Source organism: Xanthomonas sp. PPL134, from assembly GCF_040595915.1.
GTDB lineage: Bacteria > Pseudomonadota > Gammaproteobacteria > Xanthomonadales > Xanthomonadaceae > Xanthomonas_A > Xanthomonas_A indica.
In genome coordinates this window covers 1-16,533 of sequence record NZ_JAMDLL010000023.1, presented here as the reverse complement: position 1 = coordinate 16,533, position 16,533 = coordinate 1, and the positions used below count along the sequence as shown (strand labels likewise).

General features: G+C 72.5%; 16 protein-coding genes. 7 read left to right on the top strand and 9 right to left on the bottom strand.

What is annotated here, in order from left to right:
- Window positions 1-111 precede the first annotated feature (111 nt).
- The 5 genes from M3U25_RS20270 to M3U25_RS20250 all read left to right on the top strand — a co-directional run bounded on the left by M3U25_RS20270 (window position 112) and on the right by M3U25_RS20250 (window position 6,425).
- The gene (locus M3U25_RS20270; RefSeq protein ID WP_242157103.1) at window positions 112-1,311 is read left to right on the top strand and encodes a beta-ketoacyl-[acyl-carrier-protein] synthase family protein; all 1,200 of its coding nucleotides are present in this window, start codon (window positions 112-114) and stop codon (window positions 1,309-1,311) included.
- An 8-nt stretch (window positions 1,312-1,319) separates the two neighbouring features.
- Window positions 1,320-2,096, top strand: coding sequence for a beta-ketoacyl synthase chain length factor (locus M3U25_RS20265; RefSeq protein WP_355503813.1), 777 nt, complete (start codon window positions 1,320-1,322; stop codon window positions 2,094-2,096).
- On the top strand, window positions 2,093-2,914 hold the full coding sequence (locus M3U25_RS20260; RefSeq protein ID WP_355503794.1) for a glycosyltransferase family 2 protein: 822 nt from the start codon (window positions 2,093-2,095) through the stop codon (window positions 2,912-2,914). Before M3U25_RS20265 ends, M3U25_RS20260 begins: the two co-directional genes overlap by 4 nt.
- Entirely contained in the window at window positions 2,911-4,536 is a 1,626-nt protein-coding gene (locus M3U25_RS20255) for a tryptophan 7-halogenase (protein ID WP_355503796.1), read from the top strand. The genes M3U25_RS20260 and M3U25_RS20255 overlap by 4 nt, the downstream gene beginning before the upstream one ends.
- A gap of 209 nt (window positions 4,537-4,745) precedes the next feature.
- The gene (locus M3U25_RS20250; RefSeq protein ID WP_355503798.1) at window positions 4,746-6,425 is read left to right on the top strand and encodes a tannase/feruloyl esterase family alpha/beta hydrolase; all 1,680 of its coding nucleotides are present in this window, start codon (window positions 4,746-4,748) and stop codon (window positions 6,423-6,425) included.
- Window positions 6,426-6,486: 61 nt separating this feature from the next.
- Here M3U25_RS20250 and fabG read toward each other — a convergent pair whose 3' ends face one another.
- The 9 genes from fabG to xanC all read right to left on the bottom strand — a co-directional run bounded on the left by fabG (window position 6,487) and on the right by xanC (window position 13,888).
- Window positions 6,487-7,224, bottom strand: coding sequence for a 3-oxoacyl-ACP reductase FabG (fabG, locus tag M3U25_RS20245; protein WP_355503800.1), 738 nt, complete (start codon window positions 7,222-7,224; stop codon window positions 6,487-6,489).
- 150 nt (window positions 7,225-7,374) lie between these two features.
- Window positions 7,375-7,806 (bottom strand): phosphotransferase, encoded by a 432-nt coding sequence (locus M3U25_RS20240; protein ID WP_355503815.1) that lies wholly within the window; start codon window positions 7,804-7,806, stop codon window positions 7,375-7,377.
- Between the two features lie 4 nt (window positions 7,807-7,810).
- On the bottom strand, window positions 7,811-10,168 hold the full coding sequence (locus tag M3U25_RS20235) for an MMPL family transporter (protein WP_355503802.1): 2,358 nt from the start codon (window positions 10,166-10,168) through the stop codon (window positions 7,811-7,813).
- 100 nt (window positions 10,169-10,268) lie between these two features.
- Complete coding sequence (locus tag M3U25_RS20230; RefSeq protein ID WP_355503804.1) at window positions 10,269-10,916, bottom strand: LolA-related protein; 648 nt, start codon at window positions 10,914-10,916, stop codon at window positions 10,269-10,271.
- Complete coding sequence (locus M3U25_RS20225; RefSeq protein ID WP_160946961.1) at window positions 10,840-11,814, bottom strand: acyltransferase; 975 nt, start codon at window positions 11,812-11,814, stop codon at window positions 10,840-10,842. Before M3U25_RS20225 ends, M3U25_RS20230 begins: the two co-directional genes overlap by 77 nt.
- Window positions 11,811-12,098 (bottom strand): hypothetical protein, encoded by a 288-nt coding sequence (locus tag M3U25_RS20220; RefSeq protein ID WP_355503806.1) that lies wholly within the window; start codon window positions 12,096-12,098, stop codon window positions 11,811-11,813. The genes M3U25_RS20225 and M3U25_RS20220 overlap by 4 nt, the downstream gene beginning before the upstream one ends.
- 9 nt (window positions 12,099-12,107) lie before the next feature.
- Complete coding sequence (locus M3U25_RS20215) at window positions 12,108-12,857, bottom strand: lysophospholipid acyltransferase family protein (protein WP_355503817.1); 750 nt, start codon at window positions 12,855-12,857, stop codon at window positions 12,108-12,110.
- 55 nt (window positions 12,858-12,912) lie between these two features.
- Window positions 12,913-13,644: a ketosynthase gene (locus M3U25_RS20210; protein WP_160946959.1), complete on the bottom strand. Its 732-nt coding sequence runs from the start codon at window positions 13,642-13,644 to the stop codon at window positions 12,913-12,915.
- Complete coding sequence (gene xanC / locus M3U25_RS20205; RefSeq protein ID WP_003470209.1) at window positions 13,619-13,888, bottom strand: xanthomonadin biosynthesis acyl carrier protein XanC; 270 nt, start codon at window positions 13,886-13,888, stop codon at window positions 13,619-13,621. Before xanC ends, M3U25_RS20210 begins: the two co-directional genes overlap by 26 nt.
- A 132-nt stretch (window positions 13,889-14,020) precedes the next feature.
- Between xanC and M3U25_RS20200 the strand changes: the two genes are divergently transcribed.
- Window positions 14,021-15,379: an NAD(P)/FAD-dependent oxidoreductase gene (locus tag M3U25_RS20200; protein WP_355503809.1), complete on the top strand. Its 1,359-nt coding sequence runs from the start codon at window positions 14,021-14,023 to the stop codon at window positions 15,377-15,379.
- Window positions 15,376-16,392, top strand: a complete 1,017-nt coding sequence (locus M3U25_RS20195; protein WP_355503811.1) for a pteridine-dependent deoxygenase — start codon at window positions 15,376-15,378, stop codon at window positions 16,390-16,392. The genes M3U25_RS20200 and M3U25_RS20195 overlap by 4 nt, the downstream gene beginning before the upstream one ends.
- Window positions 16,393-16,533: the final 141 nt, after the last annotated feature.

Below are 16,533 nucleotides of genomic sequence, written 5' to 3'. Positions count from 1 at the left end.
CATTCACGTTCGCGTCGTTGGCGTTTCACGGCATGACCGAATGCGTCGATATACTGCGGTAATTGTCCTTGTATGGAATACCGCGTGACCGAAGCGTCCTCGTCGCCCCGCATGGCTCCCGTGGCCATCCGTGCCTACACCGCGACCAATGCGCTCGGCAGCGGGCTGCAGGCCCAGGCCGCGGCGCTGCGCGAGGGCCGCAGCGGCCTGCGTCGCAACGATTTCGGTCCACAACCGCTGGAATGCTGGATCGGCCGGGTGGACGGGCTGGAAACCGCCGCGCTGCCGGACGCCCTGGCCGCATGGGAATGCCGCAACAATCGCCTGGCCTGGCTGGCGCTGCAGCAGGACGGCATGGCCGACGCGGTCGCCGCCGCAGCGCAGCGGCATGGCGCCGACCGGGTGGCGGTGGTGATGGGCACCTCCACCTCCAGCATCGGCGCCAGTGAGGAGGCCTACACCCGGCTCGATCACGATGCGGACGGCCCGCGCCTGCCCGCCGACCTGGATCGGCCGATCGTGCACACCCCGCATTCGCTCGGCGACTTCGTGCGCGCCGCCACCGGCCTGCGCGGCCCGTGCATCACCGTCGCCACCGCCTGCTCGTCCAGCGCCAAGGTGTTCGCCCAGGCGGCGCGGCTGATCGCCGCCGGCGTGGTCGATGCGGCGCTGGTCGGCGGCGTGGACACGCTGTGCGGCAGCGTGCTGTTCGGCTTCAACTCGCTGCAGGTGGTGTCGCCGGAGCCGTGCCGGCCGTTCGACGTGCGCCGGGTCGGGCTGTCGCTGGGCGAGGCCGGCGGCTACGCGCTGCTGGAACGCGCCGATGCCGCCGACGCGCCGCCGGCGCAGGCGCTGCTGTGCGGCTACGGCGAATCCAGCGATGCCCACCACATGTCCGCGCCGCATCCGCAGGGGCTGGGCGCCGGCCTTGCGATGCGCGGCGCGCTGCAGCGCGCTGGGGTGGATCCGGCCGAGGTGGGGTATCTGAACCTGCACGGCACCGCGACCCCGGCCAACGACAGCGTCGAGGCCGCCGCGGTGGCGGCGCTGTTCCCGCCCACCCTGCACGCCAGTTCGACCAAGGCCTGGACCGGGCACACGCTCGGCGCCGCCGGCATCGTCGAGTCGGTGTTCGCCCTGCTGGCGCTGCGCGACGGCCTGCTGCCCGGCACCCTCAACAGCGAACTGCCCGATCCCGCCTGCGGCCCGCAGATCCGCTTCGCCACCGCCCATGCACAGGTCCGCTACGCCATGAACAACTCCTTCGGCTTCGGCGGCAACAACTGCTCGCTGCTGTTCGGCCGCGCATGAACATGCCGATGCTGAGCGCGACGATCGAAGGCATCGGTTTCTGGGCGCCCGGGCTGCCGTCGTGGACGCTGGCGCAGGCGTTCGCCCGCGGCGAAGGCGCGCTGCAGGAGACGCCGGCACGGCCGTCGCCGCAGTTGCTGGCGCCCAACGAGCGCCGCCGCGCGCCGGACACCGTGGCGGTGTCGCTGGACGCGGCGCTGGCCGCCTGCCAGCACGCCGGCCGCGACCCGGCCACGCTGCCGTCGGTGTTCACCTCCACCCACGGCGACCTGGCGATCACCGACTACATGTGCACCACCCTGGCCAGCGAACCGCTGTCGGTCTCGCCGACCAAGTTCCACAACTCGGTGCACAACGCCGCCGCCGGCTACTGGACCATCGGCGCCGGCGCCACCGCCGCGGCGACCGCGATCAGTGCGCACTCGGGCAGCTTCGCGCAGGGCCTGCTGGAAGCGCTGTCGCAACTGGCCGCGGGCGAAGACGCAGTGCTGCTGGTCGGCTACGACAGCCGCTCGGTGGGCGCGCTGGGCCGCATCGCGCGCAGCGAGGGCCTGCTCGGCGGTGCGCTGGTGCTGAGCGCCGGCGCGCGCGACGGCAAGCCGCAGCTGCAGGTGCAGCTGCGCGACGGCACCGCCCCGGTCGGCGATGGCGCGCTGGCGCGGCACGCCGCGGGCAATGCGATGGCGCCGATGCTGCCGCTGTTCGACGCGCTGGCGCTGGGCGGCAGCGGCTGCGTGCTCGACGCCGGTGGCGGCCGCTGCCTGCAGGTGGAGCTGCGCGCATGAGCCGCACGCCGCTGACCGCCGCCGACGCCGCGATCCTGATTCCGGCCCTCAACGAACGGCTGCGCATCCGCGAGGTGGTCAACGCCGCGCTGGCGCACTGCCCGCGGGTGATCGTGGTCGACGACGGCTCCGACGACGGCACCAGCGACTGCATCGCCGACCTGCCGGTGACCCTGCTGCGCCACCCGCAGCGCCGCGGCAAGGGGGCGGCGCTGCGCAGCGGTTTCGCCGAGGCGCAGCGCCAGGGCGCGCGCGCGGTGATGACCATGGACGGCGACGGCCAGCACAGCGCCGCCGACTTCCCGCGGCTGCTGGCCGCGGCCAACCGCCATCCCGGCTGCGTGATCGTGGGCGCGCGCCTGCGCAAGCGCGCCAGCCAGCCGCCGATCCGCCGCATCGGCAACGATTTCGGCGACTGGGGCATCGCCTGGGGCTGCGGCTTCCGCCTGGTCGACAGCCAGAGCGGCCAGCGCCTGTATCCGCAGTCGGTCTACACCCTGCCCGACGTGCCCGGCGAAGGCTTCGTGTTCGAGGCGCAGCTGCTGATCTCCGCGGCGCGCCAGGCCGGCGCGCGGGTGGTGGCGGTGCCGATCGAGACCCGCTACGCCAACCAGACCCCCGGCACGTTCCGCAAGAGCCACTTCCGGCTGGTGCGCGATCTGTGGAAGATCACCTCGCACGTGATCGTGCAGGTATGGACCTATGGGCACGTGGTACGCGAGTACCGACGCACCCGCGCCAACCCGGTGCTGATCGACGACGCCGACGGCACCCTCGACACGGCCCCCCTGGCCGTCGCCAAGGAAAAGACGACATGAATGCAGCGCAGGCGGATGTGGCGATTCTGGGCGGCGGGCTGGCCGGACTGACCCTGGCGCTGCAGTTGCGCCAGCGCGACCCGCAACTGCGCATCCGCGTGCTGGAACGGCGCGCGCACCCGGTGCGCGAGGCCGCGTTCAAGGTCGGCGAGTCCTCGGTGGAGATCGGCGCGCACTACTTCGCCGAGGTGCTGGGCCTGCGCGAACATCTGGATGCCGAACAGATCCGCAAGTTCGGCTTCCGCTTCTTCTTCTCCGACGGGCGCGCGGACATCGACCAGTGCACCGAGCTGGGCGTGAGCCAGTTGCTGCCCACCCCGTCGTGGCAGATCGACCGCGGCCGCTTCGAGAACTTCCTCGGGCAGCGCGCGCGCGAGATGGGCGTGGAATTCCTCGACGGCAGCACGGTACGCGGCGTCGACCTGGCCGAGGACGACGGCGAGCACTGCGTGCGCTACAGCCGCGACGGCGTCGACGCCCGCCTGCAGGCGCGCTGGGTGATCGACGCCAGTGGCCGCGCCGGCCTGCTCAAGCGCAAGCTCGGCCTGGCCCAGGACAACGCACACCAGGCCAACGCGGTGTGGTGGCGGGTGGACGGGCTGGTCGATCCCAACGGCTGGTCGCAGGACAGCGCCTGGCTGCAACGCTGCACGCCGCCGGACCGCTGGCGCTCGACCAACCACATGTGCGGCCCCGGCTATTGGTTCTGGCTGATCCCGCTGTCCTCCGGCGCGCATTCGCTGGGCATCGTCTGCGATGCCGCGCTGCATCCGCTGGAGACCATGAACACCCACGCCAAGGCGATGGACTGGCTGCGCGCCCACCAGCCGCAGGTGGCCAGCACGCTGGAGCGCAGCGAACACACGGTGCAGGACTTCCTGTTCCTGCGCGACTTCTCCTACGGCTGCAAGCAGGTGTTCTCGGCGCAGCGCTGGGCGCTGACCGGCGAGGCCGGGGTGTTCCTGGACCCGTTCTATTCCCCGGGCAGCGACTTCATCGCCATCAGCAACACCTACATCTGCGAACTGATCGGGCGCGAGCGCGCCGGGCGCGACATCGCGCCGTATGCCGAGCTGTACCAGCAGTTGTACTTCTCGTTCTACGAGAACACCCTGACCCTCTACCAGGACCAGTACCCGCTGTTCGGCGACGCCCAGGTGATGCCGGTCAAGGTGATCTGGGACTACACCTACTACTGGTCGCTGCTGGCGCCGCTGTACTGCACCGACCGCATCGCCGACCTGGCGGTACTGGGCCGGCTGCGCCCGGCGCTGCAGCAGGCCCGCGCGCTCAACCTGGGCATGCAGGCGCTGCTGCGCGACTGGGGCGCGGCCAACCGCGCGCAGGCCGCGGCGGTGGCCGACGGGCGCCTGCTGGACCAGTACCTGATCGGCTGGTTCCACGAACTCAATCGCGCGCTGAGCGACAGGCTGGACGACGCCGCGTTCGTCGCCCGCCTGCACGGCAACGTCGCGCGCATGGCGGAACTGGCCGGAGAGATCCTGGCGCGTGCCCGCCAGCAGCATCCCACGCTGGCCGACCACGGCCTGCTGGACGCCTGCCGCGATGCGGCGACGCCGCTGCCGGTGCTGTCGCCCGCCTGGTACGCGGACGCCGCCTGATCCACGCGCAGGGCCATGCCGCCCTGCAACAACACGCGCTCCGCCCGCCGCCGCAACATGCCCCGCGTGGGCCTCCATTGCGCGGCACACGTCACACGGGGCGAATATCGCCCACGCATTCGTGTTTTCGCACGGGTGCCGGTTGACGCCCCGGCGCCACCGGCGCGACACAGTCCCGCCGCGCCCGGCGCGTCCCCCAGGAGAACTGCATGCGCTCCACGCTGCTCGCATTGGCCCTGCCCCTGGCCGCTCTTGCCGCCACGTCCACCACCGCCCACGCGCAGGCGGCCCCGCGCGCACCGGCCACCCCGGCGCCGCTGCAACAATCCTGCGACGCGCTGGCGAGCCGGCTCGCCTATCCCGGCACCCGCTTCACCGCGGTGCGCAGCGTGGCCGCCGGCACCCTGCAGGTGGCCGGCCAGCCGATCGGCGCGCACTGCCAGGTCACCGGCCTGATGCACGAACGGGTCGGCACGGACGGCCAGTCCTACGCGATCGGCTTCGAGATGCGCCTGCCGGCGGCGTGGAACGGGCGCTTCTTCTACCAGGCCAACGGCGGCCTGGACGGCAACGTCGTCCCCGCGCTCGGCGACATCGGCGGCGGCGGCCAGCGCGACAATCCGCTGCGCATGGGCTTTGCGGTCATCAGTTCCGATGCCGGGCACAGCAACGCGCAGAACCCGCTGTTCGGCCGCGATCCGCAGGCGCGCCTGGACTACGGCTACCAGGCGGTGCAGGCCCTGACCCCGATGGCCAAGCGCGTGGTGCAGATCGCCTACGGCAAGGCGCCGGACTACAGCTACTTCGGCGGCTGCTCCAACGGCGGCCGCCACGGCATGGTCGCCGCCGCGCGCGGCGCGCAGGACTACGACGGCATCCTGGTCGGCGATCCCGGGTTCCACCTGCCCAAGGCGGCGATCGCCGACCTGGCCGCGGCCCAGCAACTGGCGGCGCTGGCCGGCGGCAGCGACACGCGCAGCGGCCTGACCGCGGCCGAGCGCAGCCTGGTGGCCGAGCGCATCGTCGCCACCTGCGATGCGCTGGACGGCGTGCGCGACGGCATGGTGCAGGACGTGCTCGCTTGCCAGCGCCGCTTCGACCTGAACCGCGACGTCGCCACCTGCGGCAGCGCCGGGCGCACCGGGCAATGCCTGACCCCGGCGCAGAAGCGCGCGCTCGGCGCCATCCACGCCGGCGTGCGCAACAGCGCCGGCACGCCGCTGTACGCGCCCTTCCCCTACGACCCGGGCATCGCCAGCGGCGACTGGGCCGGCTGGCGGCAGGACGCCTCGCTGACCCTGGTGCCCGGATCGGTGGCCTTCGGCTTCGTCACTCCGCCGGAGGATCCGGCGGTGCTGCAGGACCTGAAGCGCTATGCGCTGCAGTTCGACATGGACCGCGACGCGCCGAAGATCTTCGCCACGGCCGGCGCCTTCCGCGAATCGGCCTGGTCGTACATGACCCCGCCGAACGAGACCCAGCTGACCACGCTGAAGAAGCGCGGCGGAAAGCTGCTGATCTACCACGGCACCGGCGACGGCATCTTCTCCTTCGCCGACACCGCGGCCTGGTACGACCGCCTGCGCACGGCCGATGCCGACGCCGCCAGCTACGCACGCCTGTTCGCGGTGCCGGCGATGGCCCATTGCGCCGGCGGACCGGCCACCGACCAGTTCGATGCGCTGAGCCCGCTGGTGGCCTGGGTCGAACAGGGCCAGGCGCCGGCCGCGATCGTCGCCAACGCACGCGGCAGCGGCAGTGCCGCGCCCAACAACGAGGTGCCGGCCAGCTGGAGCAGCCAGCGCAGCCGGCCGCTGTGTCCGTATCCGCAGGTGGCGCGCTACGTCGGCGGCGACGTGGAGGCGGCGTCCAGCTTCGTCTGCCGCTGAGCCCAGGCCGCGGTTGCGCCGCCGGCGTGGCGGCGCGACGCTCGCGTCCTCGTCTGTGCGGTCAGCCCATGCCGCCGTTGATGCCGATGACCTGGCCGTTGATGTAGGCGGCCGCGTCCGAGCACAGGAAGGCGACCAGCGCGGCCACTTCCTCCGGCTTGCCCGGGCGCCCGGCGGGGACCATCTGTTTGATCGCCTCCGGCGGGAATGCGCTCTCGGCCATCGCGCCCTGGATCACGCCCGGCGCGACCACGTTGACGCTGATCCCGCGGCTGGCCATTTCCCGCGCCAGCGAGAGGCTGGCGCCGTGCAGCGCGGCCTTGGCCGCGGCGTAGTTGGTCTGCCCGCGGTTGCCCAGCACCGCCGCCACCGAGGACACGCTGACGATGCGGCCCCAGCGCGTGCGCGCCATCGGCAGCAGCAGCGGCTGGGTGACGTGGAAGAAGCCGTGCAGCGAGACGTCGATGACCTTGTGCCACTGCGCCGCGCTCATGCCCGCCATCGGCGCGTCGTCGTGGATGCCGGCGTTGTTGACCAGCACCTGGATCGGGCCGGCCTCCAGTAGCGTCGCCAGCGCCTGCGCGCTGGCCTCGGCATCGGCCACGTCGAAGGCCACCGCCTCGGCGCTGCCGCCGGCGGCGACGATCGCCTCCACCACTGCCACGGCCCGCGCGACGTTGGCGTTGGCGTGCACGATCACGTGCAGGCCCTGCGCGGCCAGGGCGCGGCAGATCGCGCCACCGAGATCGCCGCTGCCGCCGGTGACCAGGGCGCGGCGCGGTGCGGGGGATGCAGACATCGAAACTCCTCGGTCGCAATGGGATGGGCCGTCATCCTAACGGTTCATCCGCGCCCTCGTAGGCAAGGCGTCAGGCCCCACGACTTCCCGGGAAGACGCGTCGCGACGGAAAGGCACGTTGCGGCTGCAGGGCAGTGGCCGCCGACGCTGTCATGCCACGCGCAGCACCACCGTGGCGCGGCCCTCGGCCAGCAACTGCCCGGCATGGGTGATGCGGAAGGCGTACTGCTGGCTGTCCTCGGCCTGCAGCAGCACCTCGGCCTCGCCTTCGATCGGCCCGGCCAGGTCCTGCAGTTCGCTGACGTGCAACTGCACCCCGCGCAGCGCCACCAGCATGCCCGGACGCACCGGGGTGTCGCTGGCGCGGCCGAGCAGGCCGCCGTGCACCGCCATCGCCTGCGCGCCGTATTCGCACAGGTGCAGCGCGTGCAGTCGGCCGCCGCTGCGCAGCGGATGCGCGGCCTGGCGATGCGCGCCGCTGCGCACCACCACGCGCTGCGCGTCCCAGGCCACCACCTCCTCCCACAGGCACATCAGGCCCTGGTGCGGCACCAGCGCGGCGATGGCGTCGCGTCCGTGCAAGGGTTCAGTGTGCATGGCGGCTCTCCAAGGCTTCGCTGACGGTCTCGCGCGAAATCAGCAGCGCCAGCACGAAATTGAACAGTACCCCCAACGCCACGGTGCTGCCGATCGCACGCAGCACCGGGATGCTCGAGGCGGCCAGCAACGCGAACACCAGCAGGGTCATCAGGCTGCACACGATCAGCGCATGCAGGGTGCGCAACTGGTCGGCGCGGTCGTCGCCGGCGTGGTCGAAGAACAGCGCGTAGTCCAGGCCCAGGCCGGCGGCCAGGATCAGCGCGATCAGGTGGAACAGGTTCAGTTCGACCCCGCAGCCACGCAGGATCGCCAGGATCAGCAGCGTGGTCAGCGCCATCGGCAGCAGCACGCGCACGATCCGCCGCGGCGCGCGCAGGGCGATCGCCACGGTCAACGCCAGCAGCACCGCGGCCACGCCCAGCGCGGCGAGCACGCGGCCGCGATAGGCGGCCACCAGCGACTCGGACGCGTCCTTCAGGTCCAGCAGCTGCGCACCGCTGCCCTGCACCGCGCGCGCCAGCTGCGCCGGATCGCGCAGGCCGGTCAGCGACACCAGCGCGGTGGCACGGTCCGGGCGCTCCAGCAGCAGGCCGCCGACGGTGGTGGCCAGCGGCGTGCCGTGCAGGTCGCGCGCGGTCAGCAGCGGCGCGCTGCGCGCGACCTGCAGGTCGGCCAGGAACGGCGCGAAGGCGTCGGCGCGGAACGGCGTGGCGGCGACCGCCGCGGCGGTCATCGCCTGCGCCTGCGCCGGATCGGGCAAGGCGGCCTGGCGCCGGCGCTGGGTGGCGGCGCTGGGCAGGTAGCGCGCGGCCATGTCGTAGCCGGCCAGTTCGCCCTGCGCCACCAGCGCGTCCAGGCGCGGGCGCAGGCGTTCGGACGCGGCCAGCGCGGCATCGGCGGAGGCGGCCGGCAGGGCCAGCACGTAGCGCACGTCCGGCGCGCCCAGTTCCTGGCGCAGGTGCGCGTCGCGGGCCAGGCCCTCGGCCGGCACCGGGGTCAGCTTGGACAGGTCGTTCTGCCAGAACGGGCCCGGTGCGAACACGATGACCGCAGCCGCCAGCAGCGCGAGCGGCAGCAGCGACCAGCGCGGCCGCGGCAGCCGCGCGATGCCGCGCCACAGCCGTTCCAGCAGTGGCGAGTCGGCATGGTCGCGCGGCGAGGGATCGATCAGCGCCGGCAGCAGCAGCCGCGTGGTCAGCGCCGCCACCAGCAGCCCGGCGATGGTGAACACCGCCAGCTGGCGCAGGCCGTCCACGCCGGAGAACAGGAAGGTGACGTAGGCGATGCAGGTGGAGACCACGCCGGTGGCCAGGGTCGGCCACAGATGGCGTGCGTTCTCGCGCGGGTCCAGGCCCGGGCGCTGATGGCTGAACAAGTGGATCGGGTAGTCCTGGACCACGCCGATCAGGGTGAAGCCGAACGCCACGGTGATGCCGTGCACGCCGTCGAACAGCAGCGCCACCGCGCCCAGCCCGGCCAGGCCGGCACTGGCCAGCGGCAGCACGCCCAGCACCGGGATCTTCCAGCTGCGGTAGGCCACCAGCAGCAGCACGATCAGCCCCACCGTATCCAGGGTGCCGATCCACTGCGCCTCGTTCTGGGTACGCCCGCCGATCTCCACCGAGAACGCACCGGGACCGGTCAACGTCAGCTTGCTGCTGGTGCCGGCGCTGACCTTGGCGAAGGCGGCGTGGATGGCGTCCACGGCGCGCTGCTGGCCGGTGGGGTCGAAGCCGGCGGCGCGGGTCTGCGCCACCAGCAGCGCGTCCTTGCCGGCGCGGTCGAACCAGACCCCGTCGCGCTGCTGCGGGCCGCCGGCCGGCTGCAGGCGCTCGGCCAGGTGCAGCACTTCCAGGGTCGGATCGCGCGGCAGCAGCGGCTCCACCATCGCCGCCGCCGGCGAGCCCAGGTCCTGCAGCCGCGCCTGCAGCGCATCGCGCAGGGTCGGTGCATCCAGCGGCGTGGCGTCGAAGCTGTCGCTGAGCAGGTAGCGGTACGGCAGCAGGCGCGGCGGGATCGCGTCCAGGCCGGCATCGGCACCGTTGGCGACCAGCTCGAATACGGCGTGCTGGGCGGCCAGTTCCGCATGCAGCGCCTGCGACTGGCGCGCCAGCGTGGCCGCATCCGCTCCGGACAGCGACATCAGCAGCAGCCGCGAGCCGGGGCCTTCGCCGAGTTCGTCGAGCAGGAGTTTTTGCGCGGGGGTCTGCGCTTCCGGCATGAATTTGCGCAGATCGCCCGATACCTGCAGCGCGTTGCCCAGCCAGATCCCGGCCACGGTCAGCACCGCCAGCCACAGCAAGGCCAGCGAGATGCGCATCTTCGAGCTGAGGGCACGTGTCATCGCCGCGTTCCCGCGCATGCCTGCGCCGCGCGATCGGCGAGCGCGCGCACCGCCGTCAGGCCGGCAGCGCGCTGCCGGTCCTGCTCAACGCGTGCGGGGATCACGCCGCGTCGCCGTGGCACAGCGCGGTCAGCGCAGCCCCGTCGGCGAGGGTGCCGGCGGCCTGCGCGGCGCCGGCCAGCAGGGTGCGCTGGACGTCGCCCTTGGTCGGGGTGGTCTCGATGCAGCGCAGTTCGGCGCCGCGGCCGTACAGGCGCAGGCTGCGCACGTGCGCGGCCATCGCCGGATCCTTGGGTTGCAACTGCAGCTGCCAGCGCTCGCGGGTGCCGCTGCTGCTGACGCTGAACTGCTGCTGCAGCACCGCGCGGTCGCCGGACAGCAGCGCGCCGAAGCCGCTTTGCAAGCCGGCCAGTTCCGGCACGCGCGCCAGCGAGAAGCGCCGCGGCGGCTTGCCGTCGCGCTCCAGCGTGGCTTCGCCGCCGCGCAGGGTGGTGGTCTCGTGATACGGCGCGGTGACCTCGCGCACCAGGGTCTGCGCGTCCGGGCGGCGGTACTCGCCCTGCACCCGCAGCGGCGCCTTCAGCAGCGCCGAGCCGCGCAGTTCGACGAAGGCGGTGCTGACCGGCGCCGGCCGCGCCAGCTTCTGCAGGATCCAGTCGGCGTCCGGCGCCTCAGGCGATGCGGCGCACAGCGGTGCGGCGCTGCACAGCAGTATCAGCATCCACGGCAAGGTGCGGCGCATCGGCATGGCGGTTGTTCCAGAAGTCGTAGAAGTTGAACCAGTTGTAGGGCGCGGAGCGGGTGTAATGCTCCAGCCTGGCGGCGTAATCGCGGATGAGCGCCGCCAGCACCGGCGCACGCTGGCGGCGCGGCAGGTCCAGGCCCTCGCTGAAGGTCTCGAACACCAGTTCGTAGCGGTTGCCGCCGCGGTACAGGCCGAAGGCCAGCACCACCGGCACCTTGAGCGCGGCGGCGATCAGCCACGGCGAGGTCGGGAACAGCGCGCCCTGGCCGATGAACGCAGCCGGCAGCGCCGGATCCTCCGGGCGCGGCCGGTCCACCAGCAGCGCGACCAGCGCGCCCTCGTCGGTGGCCTGCTTGATGGCCATGACGATCGAGGTGCTGTCCATGCCGGCGTCGATGATGTTGGCGGCCAGTTGCGGATTCAGCGCGCCCAGCAGTTCGGTCATCGCCGGGTTGTGCGCCTTGTCCAGCACCACCTTGACCTGCACGTCCGGGCGCTCGGTGGCCAGCACCCGCAGCGCGTCGAAGCTGCCCAGGTGCGAGCCGAAGATCAGCACGCCGCGGCCGCGGTCCATCTGCGCGTGCAACTGGTCCAGGCCGCGGATCTGCACCCGGAACCGGTGCATCTGCCCGCACAGCATGAACACCCGGTCGAGGATGGTGGAGGCGAAGGTGTGGATGTGCCGGGCCACCTCCAGCAGCGTGGCCGGGCGGTCGAACACGCGGCTCAGGTAGTGCCGCGAATCGCGCCGCTCCGGGCCGCGCACCAGCAGGAAGTACAGGGTGATCGGATACAGCAGCAGGCGCCCGACGGCGCGGCCGCCATAGCGGGCGATGCTGCGGATCAGCCACAGGGCGAAACGGCCGCCGCCCTCCGGGCGGTGCTTCCAGCCGGCGCTCACGGCGCCGCCTCGGCGGCCAGCTCGCCGCTGACCAGCAGGTCCTCGCCGCGCAGCACGCGGAAGCGCCAGCGCGGTGCATCACCGTCCAGTTCCACCCGCGCCGGCTGCCCGGGAAACAGCGGCTGCACGAACTTCACCTGCGGCAGGCGCAGCGGCGCGCGCGCGCCGTGCGCCGCCTCGACGGCCTGCAGCACGTGGTCCAGCACCACGACGCCGGGCACCACCGGGCGGCCGGGGAAGTGACCGGGCAGGCTGGGATGATCATGCGGGACGACGAAATGCATACAGGCGACTCATATCCTGGGTTCGAGCATCGCACGGACGGCCTGGTGCGCGCGCTGGGTCACTTCCTGGCGATTCAGCGGGCCATCCTCGCCGTTCACCCGGATCGGCGTGCCGATCCGCACTCGGATGACGCCGGGCCGGACCCGGAACAGGCTGGTCGGCGGCAGCACCTTGCCCGCCCCGTCCAGCGCCACCGGCACCACGTCCACGCCCGCGTCGATCGCGGCCTGCAGCAGCCCGGCCTTGAACTCGGCCAGCGCGCCGCTGCGGCTGCGGGTGCCTTCCGGGAACAGGCACAGGTCCTCGCCACGGCGCAGCAGCGCCGCCGCCTCGCGCCGCATCATCGCCCCGGCGCGGCGGCTGTCGCGGTCCAGGAACAGCATGCCGGTATCGCGCGCATACCAGTTCACGAACGGCACCTTCAGCATCTCGTCCTTGAGCAGGAAGCGCAGCGGCACCGGCAGCGCCATGAACAGCGCGCAGATGTCGATGATCGACTGGTGGTTGCTGACGAACAGGTGGTTGCGCGACCAGTCCACCCGCTCGCGGCCCTCCACCTGCAGCCGCGCCCCGGCGCCGAACAGCAGCACCGGCGCCCAGAACCGCGCGCCCATGCGCAGCGGCAGGCGCGGGCCGACCAGCCGCAGCAGCACCAGCGCGACGACGATGCCCAGCGCGGTATGCGCCAGGGTGAAAACCAACTGCAGGGCGTTCCACACGGCCCAGGCCATGCGCGAGGGCATCCCTGCCTGCGGCAACTTGCTGTTTTCCTTGATGATCTGCACGACCCTTGCGTCCCCTGCACTGCGCGCGTCAGCGCAACAGATCGCGCCAAAAAACCGGCCCCAGCCGCGCCAGCTGGTGCAGGAAGTCGGGCAGATTACGGTAGGGACGCTGCGGAAACCAGCGCCCGCGCAGCAGGTACTCGCCGACGAAGAAGCCGCCGATGACCCCATAGCCCAGCAGGTTGGCGAACAGCGAGGCGCGCGCGTCGCTGATCGGCAGCGGCGCGGCCAGGCCCAGTTGCGCCAGCACCCCGCTGGGCTGGGCGCACAGCGCCAGCACCAGGTTGAGCAGGGTCAGCCCGACCAGCAGCAGGGTCCAGGCCAGGGTCAGGCGGCGGGTATAGCGCAACTGCTCCGGGGTGATCGGCATGCCGGCCTGGCGGTACAGGGCCTCGACGATGCGGGTGATCAGCGGCGTGCGCCCACGCTGCAGGCTGCGCCCGAAGAACCAGGCCACCCAGGCGGTGAACAGCACCGGTGGGGCGGCCAGCAGCAGCAGGGCGTGCGGCGAGCGCCACAGCGGCACCAGCGCCACCGTCGCGGCGATGGCCAGCGCCCAGGCCCAGGGCCGCCAGCGCGCCATCGGCTCCACCAGCACCATCAGCACCAGCGCCGCGCCGGCCAGCACCGCCAGGTCCGGGCGGTGCGCGGCATTGGCCCAGTGCGCCAGCGGCGAGTAGGCCAGCGCCAGCAGCACGCCCAGGGCCAGCGCCCAGGGCGCGGCGTCGGCCGGCTCAGCTGGTCTTGTTGGCTTCGACATGCGCCGACAGCGCGCGCAGCGAGGCGAAGATGCGGCGGTTCTCGTCGTTGTCCGAGCGCAGCTGGAAGCCGTAGCGCTTGCTGATCGCCAGCGCCAGTTCCAGGGCGTCGATCGAGTCCAGCCCCAGGCCGGTATTGAACAGCGGCGCCTCCGGATCGATGTCGCCGGGCTGGACGTCTTCCAGGTTCAGGCTCTCGACCAGCAGCTCGGCCAGTTCACGTTCGGCGGCGGTTTGCGAAGACATCCAGGGGCTTCCAGGCGAAAGGACGGGTGCGACAAAGATGGTGCATCGGGCGCTGCGGCGCAACCATCGGCCCGCGAACAGCACGCTATCATGCCGTTTCGCCCCGCCGTTGCGCCCGCAGGTTCCCTCAGGATGACGTCCCCCGCTGTTGCTTCCCCTCCTCCCACCGCAAGCGCCATCGAGGCGGAAACGCCCGACGTGCTGGTGATCGGCGGAGGGCCGGCCGGCTGCGCGGCGGCGATCGTCCTGGCGCAACGCGGCTGGCGGGTGACCGTGCTGGAAAAGGACCACCACCCGCGCTTCCACATCGGCGAATCGCTGCTGCCGATGAACATGCCGATCCTGCAGCGGCTGGGCGTGCTCGACCAGGTGCGGGCGATCGGCGTGCTCAAGCTCGGCGCCGACTTCCCCAACGACGCCGGCGGCTACAACACCTTCCGCTTCGCGCATGCGCTGGGCGCGCAGTCCGACTTCGCGCTGCAGGTGCCGCGCGCCGACTTCGACCGGGTGCTGTTCGCGCAGGCGCGCGCGGTCGGCGCCGACGTGCACGAGGGCGTCCGCGTCGAGGCGGTGCAGCTGGACGGCGAGGCACCGACGGTGCAGGCGCGCAGCGCCGATGGCGTACGCCACTACCGGCCGCGCTACCTGATCGACGCCAGCGGCCGCGACACCTTCCTCGGCAACAAGCTCAAGCTCAAGCGCGCCAACCCGCGGCACCAGTCGGCGGCGCTGTTCAGCCATTTCCGCGGCGTGGCGCGGCGCCCGGGCGAGGACGCCGGCAACATCAGCATCTACCGTCACGCGCACGGCTGGATGTGGCTGATCCCGCTGCCCGACGACGTGATGAGCGTGGGCGCGGTGTGCGACCCGGAATACATGAAGACCCGCCAGGGCTGCGACAGCGAGGCGTTCCTGCTGCGCACCCTGGCGCTGAACCCCGACGTGGTCGAGCGCATGGCCGGCGCGCAGCGCGTGGCGCCGGTGCATGCCACCGGCAACTACGCCTACGAATGCACGCGCATGAGCGGCCCGCGCTGGCTGATGCTCGGCGACGCCTACGCCTTCGTCGACCCGATGTTCTCCTCCGGCGTGTACCTGGCCATGCACAGCGCCGAGCGCGGCGCGGCGATGGTCGACGCGGAGCTGCGCGACCCGGCCAGCGAGGCGCGGCTGCAGCGGCGCCTGGAGCGGCACCTGCGCGGCGGCCTGGACGAGTTCAAGTGGTTCATCTACCGCTTCACCTCGCCGACCATGCGCGAGCTGTTCGCGCAGCCGCGTAACGTGCTGCAGGTGGAACAGGCAGTGGTGGCGATGCTCGCCGGCGACGTCTTCGACAACCGTGCGGTGCTGCGCCGCCTGCGCGTGTTCCGCGCCATCTATGCGCTGTCCGCGGTGGCGATGCTGCCGCGGGCGTGGCGCGCCTGGCGCCACCGCCGCCGCCAGGCCCGCGAACAGTTCCACGGCGACACCTTGCACGGAGATACCCCATGAGCCGCCCGCACCTGCAGTTTCCGCACAACACGCAGGGCCATCCGCAGTTGCAGGTGGACTACGTCGCCGAGACCGATCCCGGCCAGCTGCTGGGCGAGGACCACGTGCTGGCGGTGTTCGGCTTCGGCGAGACCGCGCCCTACCACGAGGACCCGCGCTACCTGCGCGTGCCGCTGCAGCCGCACGGCCCGCGCATGCTCGAGGTGTGGCGCACCGACGCGCCGGTGCACAGCGGCCGCGACGGCGCCATCGCCTGGGCCAGCGACGGCCGCCTGCAGTTCGGCGTCATCGAGATCGACGAGCGTCAGGTCGACCTGGACATCGAGGAAGCCGCCGCGCTCGCCTACGCCCAGATCACCGCCTTCGTGTCCGGCAGCGCCACGCCGCGCCTGCTGCGCATCTGGAACTACCTCGACGCGATCACCCTGGGCAGCGGCGACCGCGAGCGCTACCGGCGCTTCTGCGTGGGCCGCGCGCGCGGGCTGGGCGATTTCGACGCCACCCAGCTGCCCGCGGCGACCGCGGTCGGCCGCTGCGACGACGCACGGGTGATGCAGATCTACTGGCTGGCCGCCGCGCAGGCCGGCACCCCGCTGGAGAACCCGCGCCAGGTCAGCGCCTACCGCTACCCGCGCCAGTATGGCCCGCAGCCGCCCAGCTTCGCCCGCGCCATGCTGCCGCCGGCCGGCAGCGACATGCCGCTGCTGCTGTCGGGCACCGCCAGCGTGGTCGGCCACGCCTCCATGCACCAGGGCCAGTTGCTGGCGCAGCTGGAAGAGACCTTCGCCAACTTCGACGCTCTGCTGGCGGCCGCCCGCGCACACGCCCCGGACCTGCCGCCGCAGTTCGGCGACGGCACTCGCCTGAAGGTCTACGTGCGCGAGCCCGGCGACCTGCCGTTGGTCGCCGATGCCCTGGATGCCCGCTTCGGCGAGCGCGTGCCGCGCCTGCTGCTGCACGCGGTGATCTGCCGCGACGAACTGGCGGTGGAGATCGACGGCGTGCATGGTTGAGGCAGCGCTGCGGCGCGCGCTACGTCCCATGGTGTCGTAGGAGCGGCGTGCGCCCGCGCGGGGGGTCGCGGATATGCGCGGCGCCGCGGGATCGCGGGGCAGGCGGGGGCCGGGGGGGGGGGGGGGCGGTGTGGGGGCGGG

Bases quoted from the DNA above. Each gene is read 5' to 3' on its own strand.
- M3U25_RS20270 (WP_242157103.1), top strand. From the start codon at position 112: ATGGCTCCCGTGGCCATCCGTGCCTACACCGCGACCAATGCGCTCGGC.
- M3U25_RS20265 (WP_355503813.1), top strand. From the start codon at position 1,320: ATGCTGAGCGCGACGATCGAAGGCATCGGTTTCTGGGCGCCCGGGCTG.
- M3U25_RS20260 (WP_355503794.1), top strand. From the start codon at position 2,093: ATGAGCCGCACGCCGCTGACCGCCGCCGACGCCGCGATCCTGATTCCG.
- M3U25_RS20255 (WP_355503796.1), top strand. From the start codon at position 2,911: ATGAATGCAGCGCAGGCGGATGTGGCGATTCTGGGCGGCGGGCTGGCC.
- M3U25_RS20250 (WP_355503798.1), top strand. From the start codon at position 4,746: ATGCGCTCCACGCTGCTCGCATTGGCCCTGCCCCTGGCCGCTCTTGCC.
- fabG (WP_355503800.1), bottom strand. From the start codon at position 7,224: ATGTCTGCATCCCCCGCACCGCGCCGCGCCCTGGTCACCGGCGGCAGC.
- M3U25_RS20235 (WP_355503802.1), bottom strand. From the start codon at position 10,168: ATGACACGTGCCCTCAGCTCGAAGATGCGCATCTCGCTGGCCTTGCTG.
- M3U25_RS20230 (WP_355503804.1), bottom strand. From the start codon at position 10,916: ATGCCGATGCGCCGCACCTTGCCGTGGATGCTGATACTGCTGTGCAGC.
- M3U25_RS20220 (WP_355503806.1), bottom strand. From the start codon at position 12,098: ATGCATTTCGTCGTCCCGCATGATCATCCCAGCCTGCCCGGTCACTTC.
- M3U25_RS20210 (WP_160946959.1), bottom strand. From the start codon at position 13,644: ATGTCGAAGCCAACAAGACCAGCTGAGCCGGCCGACGCCGCGCCCTGG.
- xanC (WP_003470209.1), bottom strand. From the start codon at position 13,888: ATGTCTTCGCAAACCGCCGCCGAACGTGAACTGGCCGAGCTGCTGGTC.
- M3U25_RS20200 (WP_355503809.1), top strand. From the start codon at position 14,021: ATGACGTCCCCCGCTGTTGCTTCCCCTCCTCCCACCGCAAGCGCCATC.
- M3U25_RS20195 (WP_355503811.1), top strand. From the start codon at position 15,376: ATGAGCCGCCCGCACCTGCAGTTTCCGCACAACACGCAGGGCCATCCG.